Source organism: Catellatospora coxensis (assembly GCF_016862635.1).
Lineage (GTDB): Bacteria > Actinomycetota > Actinomycetes > Mycobacteriales > Micromonosporaceae > Catellatospora > Catellatospora coxensis.
Map to the genome: position 1 here is coordinate 1 of NZ_BONI01000097.1, position 12,164 is coordinate 12,164.

Consider the following 12,164-nt stretch of genomic DNA (forward strand, 5'->3'; position numbering starts at 1 on the left):
CCAACCTCGCGCTGACCAACCTGCGGCGCTCGCTGCCGCTGGTCGCCGAGGAGGCCGGGCAGTACGCCGACGCGCAGGCCGCCCTGGTCACGGCGCGCCGCAGGAGGTCCCGGCTGGCGGGCGCGGCGACGGCGCTCGTGGCCGTGCCGCTGCTGGGCGCGATCTGGTTCGGCCTGCTCGGCCCCGCCCTCACGCCACCGCCGGTGACCAGCTCGCCGAGCCCGTCCGCCCCGGCCCCGTCGCGCTCGCCGGTGACTCCGCTGCCGACCCGGGTGCCGCCCGGTGCGGCCAAGGCCGACCTGCCTGCCGACCGGGGTGTCCAGGGTGGCGCACTGCTGCTGGCGAAGCGGGTCTCGGACGACCCCGTGTACGAGCTGCTCGGCGGCGACGGCATCCGGTACCGGCTGCCGCCCAGGCCGACCGGTGGCTTCACCATGGAACCCGTGCTGTCGCCGGACAGCCGGTGGGTGGCCTGGTCGTCGCCGCAGGGCACGGTGGTCCGGGACCTGACCAGGACCCTCGTCCGTGAGCTGCCGTACCCCGTCGGCGAGCCCCGCTGGTCACCGTCCGGGACCTGGCTGCTCGTCTCACGGTTCACCGATCGCGCCGAGGTGCTCGTCCGGACCGCCGACTGGACCGTCTACGTGCTGCCCACCTCCGAGCGGGCCAGGCCCGTCGCGGCGGTGCTGGACAGCGGGGAGCTGCTGCGGCTCGGCGACCGGATCACCGACACCACGGTCACCCTCGACCGGGTCGATCCGATGAGCTGGGCCGCCCACCGGTTCACCGTGGAGTTGGGAGGCGTGCTCAAGGCGGGCGAGAGCGCGGTCTCTCTCGAGGTCACCTACGGCGACACCGGCGAACGCGACCTGATCGCCTTCGTGCTGCCCGCCGCCGACGGCACGGCGGGCATCGAGATCGTGCAGTCCTCGGGCCCCGGCGACACGGTGTCCGCCGTGGTCAGCTTCTCGCCCGGCGACGGCCGTGTGCTGCACCGGATCGGCCTGCGGCCGAGCGGGTACGCCCAGCCGCTGTGCTTCCGCGGCACGGATCTGCTGTGGACCGATGCCGAGGCCGTGCTCGGCGACGGCTACCGGCTGCCGCTGGACCCGGATTACGGCTACCGGCTGCCCGGCAGCGGCCGTATCGCCAACCTGTGGGGCTGAGCAGCGGCGGCGCGGTCGTCGGCGAGGCTGCGAGAATGATCGGATGGGTGGTTCTCTGCCGATCATCGACCTGTCCGCCGACCGCGCCGCGGTGGCCGCCGGGATCCGCGCGGCGTGCCGCGACAGCGGGTTCTTCTACCTGACCGGGCACGGCGTGCCGGACGAGCTGCTGCGCCGGCTCGACGCGGCGTCGCGGGAGTTCTTCGCGCTGCCCGAGGACGTGAAGGCGGAGATCGCCATGGCCCGGGGCGGCCGGGCCTGGCGCGGCTTCTTCCCGGTCGGCGGTGAGCTGACCTCCGGCCGGCCGGACCTGAAGGAGGGCCTGTACTTCGGCGCGGAGCTGCCCGCCGGCGACCCCCGCGTGGTCGCCGGGCTGCCGCTGCACGGGTCCAACCTGTACCCCCGGCAGGTGCCGGAGCTGGCCGAGGTGGTGCCGGCGTACCTGGCGGCGCTGACGGCGGTGGCGCAGGAGGTGATGCGCGGTGTGGCGGTGAGCCTGGACCTGCCCGAGGACTACTTCGCGAGCGGGTACACGGCCGACCCGACGGTCCTGTTCCGGGTCTTCCACTACCCGCCGTCGCCGGCCGGGGACGACGGCTGGGGCGTCGGCGAGCACACCGACTACGGGCTGCTCACGCTGCTGGCCCAGGACGGCAACGGCGGCCTGCAGGTGCGTACGCCCGGCGGCTGGATCGACGCGCCGCCGGTGCCCGGCACGTTCGTCTGCAACATCGGCGACATGCTGGACCGGCTGACCGGCGGCTGGTACCGCTCGACGCCGCACCGGGTGCGCAACGTCAGCGGCAACGAGCGGCTGTCGTTCCCGTTCTTCTTCGACCCGGACTTCTCGGCCGAGGTGCCGCCGCTGCCCGGCCCGGCCCGCGAAGGCGCGGACGGCCACCCCCGCTGGGACGGCCAGGACCTGCGCGCTTTCACCGGAACGTACGGCGACTACCTGCTGGGCAAGGTGGGCAAGGTCTTCCCGCAACTGCGCGGCGAGGTCCTGTGACCGTCTCTTCGCCCAGCCGGGCACATGCTGTTCACCGGAAAGCCAGCATCCGTCCATCTTGACGGGAAAAGGTCGAGTGATCGGCTCACCGACCGCTGGAGATGACGTTGACCGCTCGGTTCGAGTTCTACGAGCGGGCGTGTGCCGGCGTCACCTGGCGGCTGCTGTCCAGCAACAACCGTGACCTCGGCCGGTCCGGGGTGGGTTTCCCCGACGTCGACGCCTGCCTGCGCGCCGTGGACGAGGTCCGCGCGGCCGCGACCGAGGCCGAACCGGTGATCCATCGGGTGAGCCGGCTGGCCTGGGCCTGGCGGCTGGAGGCGGGCCCCGGCTCGGTGGCCGTGGCCAGCCGCGCCTACCAGCGCCGCGTCCAGGCCCAGACGGCCTGCGACCTCTTCCTCCGCCTCGCCGTCGAAGCCCCCGTCAACACCGAGGTCCGCCAGACCCGCGCCTGACCCACCGACCTGGTGCTCCCTCACCCGCCGCAACTCTTGAAGAGTCGCGGCCACGGGGACGCGCCGAAGCCGCGACTCTTCAAGAGTTGCGACCGGGAAGAGTTGCGACCGGGGTGGGTGGTCAGTCGGGGGAGCCGCGGCGGAGTTGTTTGATGGCGGAGCGGTGTTTCTTGGCCTGTAGGCGGCGTTGTTTGGCGCCTTTGCTCATCTTGGTGGGGCGGCGGGGTGGCGGCGGGGGAGCCAGTGCCTCGCGGAGCAGGGTGGCGAGGCGTTCGCGGGCCGCTTCGCGGTTGGCGAGCTGGGCGCGGTGCTCGCTGGCGGCGATGGTGAGCACCCCGCCGGTCAGCCGGTGGCCCAGCCGGTCGAGGACGCGGTCGCGGAGCTCGTCGGGGATGGCGTGGGAGCGCTCCACGTCGTACGACAGCTCCACCCGGCTGTCGCTCGTGTTGACCCCCTGACCACCCGGCCCGGAGCTGCGCGAGAAGCGTTCGCGCAGCTCGCTGTCGGGTATCACGACCCGATCGGTGATCCTCAAGTCCTCGGCCACGGTGCCGCGCACCTCCTTCCGGCGTCCTCGTGCGCCCGCCGATCATGCCGTACGGAGAGCGCGTTCACCGCACGGTTTTCCTCGTTGACCAGTCTAACCATCGATATCAGTCAAGATTACTTAATCGGTTTTCATGGTCCACGTCACAGGATCGTCACGAGAACGACGTCCTATTGACACGTTGGGAGCGCGCCCATACCGTGTGTGCACTTATCCGGTTCAGTAGACGCTTCGCTATCTCTGGAAGCGCTCCAAGTTGTTTCGGAGGACGTACATGCGACTGCACAGGTCCGGCTGGGTGGTGGCCACCGCGCTCGTCGCGGTCGGCGCGCTCACGCTCGCCGGTTGCAAGGGCGGCGGCAGTGACGAGCCGTCGAAGCCCGGCAGCCCGGTCGAGCTGAAGATCGCCTTCTGGGGCGACTTCGGTCTCGACGAGCTGAAGGCCAAGTACGAGGCGGCCAACCCGAACGTCAAGATCGTCCTCAACTCGGGCGAGTACAACGCCCAGCACGAGGACCTGCAGAAGAAGCTGATCGCCGGCTCCGGCGCCCCCGACATCGCGGCGATCGACGAGGGCTTCATCGTCAGCTTCCGCAGCCAGGCCGACAAGTTCGTGAACCTGCTCGACAAGGGCGCGAGCAAGTACCAGGACAAGTACCTGGGCTGGAAGTGGAAGCAGTCGCTGTCGGCCGACGGCAAGACCCAGATCGGTCTCGGCACCGACGTCGGCGGCCTGGCCATGTGCTACCGCACCGACCTGTTCAAGGCGGCGGGCCTGCCCACCGCCCGCGACGAGGTCTCCAAGCTGTGGCCGACCTGGGACGAGTTCATCAAGACCGGCCAGAACTACACCGCCAAGTCGAAGAAGAAGTTCGTCGACAACGCCACCAACCTGTTCAACCCGATCCTGGGCCAGCAGCCGGTGGGCTTCTACGACGAGTCCGAGACGCTGAAGATGGACGGCGGCCCGAAGGCGGCGTTCGACCTCACCCTCAAGTCCATCGAGGCGGGCCTGTCGGCCAACCTGCCGGCCTGGTCGCCGGAGTGGAACGCGGCCTTCGTCAAGGGCGACTTCGCGGTGCTGGCCTGCCCGGCGTGGATGCAGGGCCACATCAAGAACACCGCGCCGGACACCGCCGGCAAGTGGGACGTCGCGGCCATCCCCGGTGGCGGCGGCAACTGGGGCGGCTCGTTCCTGACCGTGCCGAAGCAGGGCAAGAACGTCGACGAGGCGTACAAGCTGCTGGAGTGGCTGATCCAGCCCGAGCAGCAGATCGAGATCTTCAAGAAGGTCGGCAACCTGCCCTCGCAGCCGGCTCTCTACAAGGACCCGGCGATCGCCGACTTCAAGAACCCGTTCTTCAGCGACGCCCCGGTCGGCACGATCTTCAGCAAGACCGCCGAGGGCCTGACCCCGCAGTACCTGGGCAAGAAGAACGGCCCGACCCGGGTCGCGGTCGAGAACGTCATCAACTCCGTCCAGGCCGGCACCACCAAGCCCGGCGACGCCTGGGCGCAGGCGGTCAAGGAAGCCGAGAAGGCGTCCAAGGCCTAGCAGGCAGTGACATGCGGAGCCCGCCACGCGGACTCCTGGCGCGTTGCGGTGCGGATCGGAAGGGGTGGGCGTCTCCCTACGGCGTCCACCCCTTCACCCGCCGCGCCACGTTCCGCATCATATCGACCGTCCTCGGTAAACGGAGGTAATCGTGCGCGGGCTATCGCACCGGCTGCACCGATTCGACGTGAAGCAGATGCCTTACGTCCTGATCGCACCGTTCTTCATCCTCTTCGCGATCTTCGGGCTGTTCCCGCTGATCTTCAACGGCGTGGTGGCCCTGCGCACCTGGCGGCTGGACGACCCGGCCCAGGACGGCTGGGCGGGCCTGGCCAACTTCGAGAAACTGCTGACCGACGAGGACTTCTGGAACGCGCTCTACAACACCTTCGGCATCTTCGTGCTGTCCACGGTGCCGCAGCTGCTGCTCGCCCTGTGCGTGGCGTTCCTGCTCAACCGCAGGCTGCGCGGGCAGACCTGGTTCCGGGTCAGCATGCTGCTGCCGTACATCACCCCGCTGACCGCGTCCACGCTGGTCTTCCTGGTGGTGTTCGGGCGCGACTACGGCGTGGCCAACTGGGTGCTGTCCGTCTTCGGCATGGACGACCCGATCGACTGGCGGGCGGGCAAGCTGCAGTCCTGGGTCGCCATCGCCACGATGGTCAACTGGAAGTGGATCGGCTACAACGCGCTGCTCTACCTGTCGGCGATGCAGACCATCCCGCGCGACATCTACGAGGCGTCCGCCCTCGACGGCGCGACCTCGTGGAAGCAGCTGTGGCGGATCACCGTACCGATGATCCTGCCCGTCGTGATCTTCACCGTCGTGCTGTCCACCATCGGCGGCCTGCAGCTGTTCACCGAGCCGATGCTGCTCGACGCCAACCCCGCGTCGGCCAGCGGCGGCTCCAACGGCGAGTGGCAGACCATCGCCCAGCTCATCTACAAGGTCGGCTGGAAGAACCTCAACCTGGGCTACGCGGCCGCGATGTCCTGGGCCCTGTTCCTGATCATCGTCATCGTCGCGGTCGTCAACACCCTGGTCACCAGCCGGCTCGGAGGAGGAAAGCGATGAGCACCACCACCGACACCCGCGCCGCGGCCCCGGCGCAGGCGCGCCCCGACCAGGCGCCGCGCCGCAGGCTGAAGCCCGCGCTGCTGGGCCGCGCGCCCCAGGACACCCCGGCCGGCAAGTGGACCTACCTGCTGCTCGGGCTGACGTTCCTGCTGTCCATCTACCCGATCTACTGGATGTTCGTCATCGCGACGAGCACCGACGCGGCGCTGGCGGAGATCCCGCCGAAGTTCCTGCCGGGCGGCGAGTTCATGAAGAACCTGACCGAGGTCTTCTCGCTGCAGGACGTGTACTTCGCCGAGTCGCTGGTCAACAGCGTCATCGTGTCCACTGTGATCACCGTGTCGGTGCTGTTCTTCTGCTCGGTGGCCGGCTTCGCGTTCGCCAAGCTGCGCTTCCGGGGCAGCCGGATCCTGATGGTGATGGTCGTGCTCACCCTCACCGTGCCCAACCAGCTCGGCATCGTCGCGCTCTACATCCTGATGGGCTACCTGCCCGGCGAGGGCGGCTGGAACGGCAGCCTGCTCGCGGTCATCGTGCCCGGCCTGGTCAGCGCGTTCGGCGTGTTCTACATGCGGCAGTTCATCCTCGGCGCGGTGCCCGACGAGCTGATCGAGTCGGGCCGCGTCGACGGCGCGACGACCATGCGCATCTACTGGAGCATCGTGCTGCCCGCGATCCGGCCCGCGCTGGCCGTGCTGGGCCTGCTGACCTTCGTCGGCAGCTGGAACGACTTCCAGTGGCCGCTCATCACGCTGGGCGGCACGGACTACCCGACCTCGATGGTCGCGCTGTTCGACCTGGCCAGCGGTAATTATGTGCTGTACCGGCGGGTGCTCGCCGGTGCGTTCGTGGCCACCGTGCCACTGATCATCTTGTTGTTCGTCGGGGGCAGGCAGATCGTCCGCGGCATCATGGAGGGTGCGGTCAAATCGTGATGATGGCGTCTCGGTCCAGGAGCATGGTCCAGCTCCACCACGGCTGGCAGGTGTCGGCGCGCAACACGCCGGTGCCGGTCGTCCGGGTGCCGGCGGCCGTGCCCGGGTGCGTGCACACCGACCTGCTGGCAGCCGGGCTCATCCCGGATCCGTTCCTGGACTCCCACGAGAACGAGCTGAGCTGGATCGGGCGCACCCGGTGGACGTACGAGACCAGCTTCGGCTGGTCCGGCCCGGAGGACGACCGGATCGACCTGGTCTGCGCGGGGCTGGACACCGTCGCCGTCATCTCGCTCAACGGCACCGAGGTCGGGCGCACCGCGAACATGCACCGCGGCTACCGCTTCGACCTGCGTTCGGCGCTCACCCCCGGCCGCAACGACCTGCGCATCACCTTCGACTCCGCGTACGACCACACGGCGGCGATGGCGCGGCAGGTCGGCTCCCGGCCGGGGGCCTACGACGAGCCGTACAACCTGATCCGCAAGATGGCCTGCAACTTCGGCTGGGACTGGGGCCCGACCGTGGTCACCGCCGGCATCTGGCAGCCGATCGGCCTGCACAGCTGGTCGACGGCGCGGCTGGCGCAGGTGCGCCCGCAGGTCACCGTGGACGGCACGACCGGCCTGGTGGACGTGCACGTCGACGTGGAACGGGCGTCCACCGAGTCGCTGACCGTCACCGTCGAGGTCGGCGGCGTGGTCGGGGTCGCCTCGATCGGGGCCGGCAGCATCGGCGCGACGCTGCGGCTGTCCGTGCCGGACGTGCGCCGCTGGTGGCCGCGCGGCTACGGCGAGCAGCCGCTCTACCCGCTGCGGGTGGTGCTGGCCACCGAGGGCGGGCGCGAGCTGGACCGGTGGGAGCGGCGGGTGGGCTTCCGCACGGTACGGGTGGACACGACGCCCGACGAGCACGGCACGCCGTACACGGTGATCGTCAACGACGTGCCGGTGTTCGTGAAGGGCGTCAACTGGATCCCCGACGACGCCTTCGTCACCCGGATCACCCGGGAGCGGCTCGCCGAGCGCTTCCGCCAGGCGTGCGCGGCGAACATCAACTACCTGCGGGTATGGGGCGGCGGCCGCTACGAGTCGGAGGACTTCTACGAGCTCGCCGACGAGCTGGGGCTGATGGTCGGGCAGGACTTCCTGTTCGCCTGCGCGGCGTACCCGGAGGAGGAGCCGTTCGCGGCCGAGGTCGCCGCCGAGGCGCGTGAGCACGTGGTGCGGCTGGCCTCGCACCCGAGCCTGGTGACCTGGACCGGCAACAACGAGAACATCTGGGGGTACGCCGACTGGGGCTGGCCGGAGCAGCTCGCCGGGCGCAGCTGGGGCGCGGGCTTCTACCACGAGCTGCTGCCCTCGATCGTCGCCGAGCTGGACCCGACCCGCCCGTACTGGCCGGGCAGCCCCTGGTCGGGCACGCCCGACATCCACCCGAACGATCCGGCGCACGGCACCATGCACATCTGGGACGTGTGGAACCAGGTCGACTACACGCACTACCGGGACTACGTCCCGCGGTTCTGCGCCGAGTTCGGGTTCCAGGCCCCGCCGGCGTACGCGACGCTGCGCCGGGCGCTGAGCGACGAGCCGCTGGCCAGTGACTCGCCCGGCATGCGCCACCACCAGAAGGCCGCCGACGGCGACCTGAAACTGCGGCGCGGGCTGGACGCGCACCTGCCCGAACCGCAGGGCTTCGACGACTGGCACTACCTCACGCAGGTCAACCAGGCCCGCGCGATCCGGCTGGCCGTCGAGCACTTCCGGTCCCACCAGCCCGTCTGCATGGGCGCGATCGTCTGGCAGCTCAACGACTGCTGGCCGGTGACGTCCTGGGCGGCGATCGACGGCGACGGCCGGCGCAAACCCCTGTGGCACGCGCTGCGCGACGCGTACGCCGACCGGCTCCTGACGATCCAGCCGCGTGACGGCGGCCTGGTCCTGGTCGCTTCCAACGACACCGACCGGCCGTGGTCGGCCTCGGCGGACGTGACCAGCCACGATCTCGGCGGCAAGGCGCTGAACGCGACCACGGTCACGTTCGACGTCGCGCCGCGCTCGGTGACGGTGACGCCGATCCCGGACGGCGTTGCGCTGCCCGACGAACCCCGGTCCGAACTGCTCCGCGCGGTCGGCGGTGAGCAGCAGGCCTGGTGGTTCCACGCCGAGGACCGCGAGATCGACTACCCGGCCGCACGGTACGAGACGACCGTCGAACCGGCCGCCGGCGGCTACACCGTCACGGTCACCGCCGGAACCATCCTGCGCGACCTGTCCCTGTTCCCCGACCGCCTCGATCCGGCCGCCACCGTCGACCAGGCCCTGGTCACGCTGCTGCCCGGCGAGTCCGTCACGTTCACCGTCCACACCACCGCCCGCCTCGACGCCACCGCACTGGCCGCCCAGCCGGTGCTCCGCTGCGTCAACGACATCACCGCCTAGCACCACCAGCGGGATCTTGACGGTCTGTGGCCGCCCTGGCCGCCACAGACCGTCAAGATCGCCGGATTCCCATCCCTTCCACGGATGCCGGCCGGTCTCCGCGCCTGCCCGATGCCGTCCTCCTGCGCCACCGGCGGTGTTCGGGCGGGTGCCGGAGCGGCGGCGAGAGGAGCACGCACATGAACAGACGGATCCTGGCGGTCGCCGCCGGGGCGCTGATCCTGCTGCTCGGCACCGGTAGCGGCACCGCCGCCGCGGCCGGTGGCCACCCCGACGCGGGGTTCGTGACCCGCAACGGCAGTGACCTGAAACTGAACGGTAAGCCGTTCCGGTTCGCCGGGACGAACAACTACTACCTGATCTACCAGTCGCCCACGATGGTCGACGACGTGTTCGCCCGCGCCAAGGGGGCGGGCCTGACCGTGCTGCGCAGCTGGGGCTGGCTCGACATCGGCGACCAGGACGACTCCGGTTCGGTGTCGGGCAAGAAGAACGGCGTCTACCTGCAGTACTGGGACGGCACGCGCCCGGCGTACAACGACGGGCCGGACGGCCTGCAGCGGCTGGACTACGTGCTGTGGAAGGCCGGGCAGACCGGGATCAAACTGGTCATCCCGTTCACCAACAACTGGTCCGACTTCGGCGGCATCGACCAGTACGTCCGCTGGGCGGGCGCGGACAACCACGACGACTTCTACACCGACCCGGTCATCAAGGGCTGGTACAAGGACTGGATCAGCCACCTGCTGAACCGGGTGAACCCGCTGACCGGCCTGGCGTACAAGGACGACCCGGCGGTGATGATGTGGGAGCTGGGCAACGAGCCGCGCTGCAAGGGTTCGGGCCTGTACCCGCCCTCGGCGTCGTGCGGCCCGGCCACGCTGACCGCCTGGGCCGACGAGATGACCCGCCACGTCAAGAGCGTCGACGGCAAGCACCTGGTCGGTGTCGGCGACGAGGGCTTCTACTGCGACGACCCGGCCTCGGCCGACTGGACGACCAACTGCGGCGAGGGCGTCGACTCGGTCGCGCTCGGCAGGCTGCCGGCGGTGGACGTGGTCTCGTTCCACCTCTACCCGGACGGCTGGGGTAACAAGACCGCCCAGTGGGGCGCCGACTGGATCAAGCGGCACAACCGCGACGCCAAGCGGGTGGTCAAGCCGTCGATGCTGGGCGAGTTCGGCTGGCGCGACAAGGCCACCCGCAACCCGGTCTACCAGCAGTGGACCGAAGCCGCCGCGAGTGACGGGGGCGACGGCTTCCTCTACTGGATGATCAACGGCATCCAGGATGACGGCACGATGTACCCCGACTACGACGGGTTCACCGTGGCCTGCCCCGGCACGGTCTGCCAGGCCATCACCAACGCCGGGACGATCATCAGCACCGGGCGGCGCACCTTCCCGCCGGTCGCCGACCACGACACCGTGGTGGTGCCGTACGGCACGACGGCCACGCTGAGCCCGGCGGCCAACGACATCGCGTACCAGACGCACGTGCGGGCCGACAAGATCGACCTGGACCCGGCCGCGGACGGGCGGCAGACCGGCGCGACCGTCGCCGGCGGCACGTTCACGCTGGCCGCGTCCGGGCAGCTCACGTTCACCCCGAACGAGGGCTTCGCCGGCAAGGCGGCGGTGGATTACACGATCCGCGACACGGCGGCCCGGCTGTCCAACGTGGCCACCGTGACGGTGACCGTGCTGCCCGACCCGACCGCCGCCATCCCGCTGGCCTCCTGGGAGACCGGAGTCGAAGGCTGGGCGCCCGGCAACTGGCAGGCCAACGCGGGCACGCTCAGCGGCCAGACGGCCTTCGCCACCGCCGGCACGGCAGGCCTGCACGCCGACGCCGTCGACGGCGGCTGGTTCGGCGTCAGCTTCCCCGCCCCCGTCGACCTGTCCGGCAAGTCGTACGTCAAATACGACCTGCGCACCGGCGCCGCCGGCACCTCGACCAGCATCGTCCTGCAGACCGGCCCGTCCTGGACCTGGTGCCAGGGCCCCTTCAACTGGGTCAACCAGGACACCGCCCAGACGACCGTCGAAGTCGACCTGAACACCGGCCTGTCCTGCGACCCGTCCTCCCTCACCGAAGTCCACGCCGTCTACCTCTGGCTCAGCCCCGGCTCCTTCGACCTCGACAACCTCCGCGCCGAGTAACCGATTGGCGAAAGGAAGGGCACCTTCACATCGCTATGCGATGTAGAAGGTGCCCTTCTTAACGACAGACGAGTGCTGAGCAGGGCCGACGTCAGGCGGCGGCGGGGAGGGCGATGGTGTGGCCGGTGTGGGCGACCTTGGCGCGCAGGTAGCGGAGGTTGTCCGGCTTGGCGTGCACGGCGGTGGGGACCACGTTCGCCACCTCGACGCCGTGGTCGCGCAGCTGGCTGGGCTTGTCGGGGTTGTTGGTCAGCAGGTCGATGCGGGCCACGCCGAGGGCGGACAGCATCTGCGCGGCGGCGGTGTAGTCCCGCTCGTCGTCGCCGAACCCGAGCGCCCGGTTCGCGGCGTACGTGTCCAGGCCCGCGTCCTGCAGGGCGTACGCGTCGAGTTTGGCGTACAGGCCGATGCCCCGGCCCTCCTGGCGCAGGTAGAGCAGGTACCCGCCGCGCTCGGTGATGCGCTGTACGGCCTCGCGCAGCTGCGGCCCGCAGTCGCAGCGGGCGGAGCCGAAGACGTCGCCGGTCATGCACTCCGAGTGGGCCCGCACCAGCGGCGTCCCGGCGTGCTCGAAGTCGCCGAGGCCGAGCGCGAGGTGCTCCAGCCCGTCGGACAGGCCGGTGAAGGTGAAGACCTCGGCGGTGGTGGCGTACCCGTCGGGGAAGCGCAGTGGAACGGTCACCCTCGTGCGTACACCCAGCTGCTCGGTCATGGCTCACCAGTCTCGTCGTCGGAACGTGCCCGTCTCAGGTAACGCGCCCGTTGCTACTTGATTGTTGAAGCATCAAGAACTGTGTGAAATTCCCTCACCTC

General features: G+C 70.1%; 9 protein-coding genes and 1 pseudogene. 8 read left to right on the top strand and 2 right to left on the bottom strand.

The genetic code is table 11. The features are described 5' to 3' along the window. From Cco03nite_RS36745 to Cco03nite_RS36755, 3 genes and pseudogenes are all read left to right on the top strand, one after another. Positions 1-1,166 (top strand): annotated as a pseudogene (locus Cco03nite_RS36745) (PD40 domain-containing protein); the annotation flags it as partial. A 43-nt stretch (positions 1,167-1,209) separates the two neighbouring features. Further along, on the top strand, positions 1,210-2,175 hold the full coding sequence (locus Cco03nite_RS36750) for an isopenicillin N synthase family dioxygenase (RefSeq protein ID WP_203698637.1): 966 nt from the start codon (positions 1,210-1,212) through the stop codon (positions 2,173-2,175). 107 nt (positions 2,176-2,282) lie between these two features. Next, positions 2,283-2,630 carry a hypothetical protein gene (locus Cco03nite_RS36755; protein WP_203698638.1) on the top strand — a complete coding sequence of 116 codons (348 nt, stop codon included), beginning with the start codon at positions 2,283-2,285 and terminating at the stop codon, positions 2,628-2,630. Between the two features lie 121 nt (positions 2,631-2,751). On the opposite strand, the gene arfB is transcribed toward Cco03nite_RS36755, so the two are convergent. Beyond that, positions 2,752-3,177 carry an alternative ribosome rescue aminoacyl-tRNA hydrolase ArfB gene (gene arfB, locus Cco03nite_RS36760; protein WP_203698639.1) on the bottom strand — a complete coding sequence of 142 codons (426 nt, stop codon included), beginning with the start codon at positions 3,175-3,177 and terminating at the stop codon, positions 2,752-2,754. 274 nt (positions 3,178-3,451) lie between these two features. On the opposite strand from arfB, the gene Cco03nite_RS36765 reads away from it, so the two are divergent. The 5 genes from Cco03nite_RS36765 to Cco03nite_RS36785 all read left to right on the top strand — a co-directional run bounded on the left by Cco03nite_RS36765 (position 3,452) and on the right by Cco03nite_RS36785 (position 11,351). Next, positions 3,452-4,732, top strand: coding sequence for an ABC transporter substrate-binding protein (locus Cco03nite_RS36765; RefSeq protein WP_203698640.1), 1,281 nt, complete (start codon positions 3,452-3,454; stop codon positions 4,730-4,732). Between the two features lie 196 nt (positions 4,733-4,928). Next, positions 4,929-5,807, top strand: a complete 879-nt coding sequence (locus Cco03nite_RS36770) for a carbohydrate ABC transporter permease (RefSeq protein ID WP_203698659.1) — start codon at positions 4,929-4,931, stop codon at positions 5,805-5,807. After that, positions 5,804-6,745, top strand: coding sequence for a carbohydrate ABC transporter permease (locus tag Cco03nite_RS36775; protein ID WP_203698641.1), 942 nt, complete (start codon positions 5,804-5,806; stop codon positions 6,743-6,745). Before Cco03nite_RS36770 ends, Cco03nite_RS36775 begins: the two co-directional genes overlap by 4 nt. Before the next feature lie 23 nt (positions 6,746-6,768). Next, positions 6,769-9,189, top strand: coding sequence for a glycoside hydrolase family 2 protein (locus Cco03nite_RS36780; protein ID WP_239167959.1), 2,421 nt, complete (start codon positions 6,769-6,771; stop codon positions 9,187-9,189). 179 nt (positions 9,190-9,368) lie between these two features. Further along, on the top strand, positions 9,369-11,351 hold the full coding sequence (locus Cco03nite_RS36785; protein ID WP_203698643.1) for a cellulase family glycosylhydrolase: 1,983 nt from the start codon (positions 9,369-9,371) through the stop codon (positions 11,349-11,351). Positions 11,352-11,442: 91 nt separating this feature from the next. Here the strand turns inward: Cco03nite_RS36785 and Cco03nite_RS36790 are convergent, their stop codons facing one another. Further along, positions 11,443-12,063: a GTP cyclohydrolase II gene (locus tag Cco03nite_RS36790; protein WP_203698644.1), complete on the bottom strand. Its 621-nt coding sequence runs from the start codon at positions 12,061-12,063 to the stop codon at positions 11,443-11,445. Positions 12,064-12,164 lie beyond the last annotated feature (101 nt).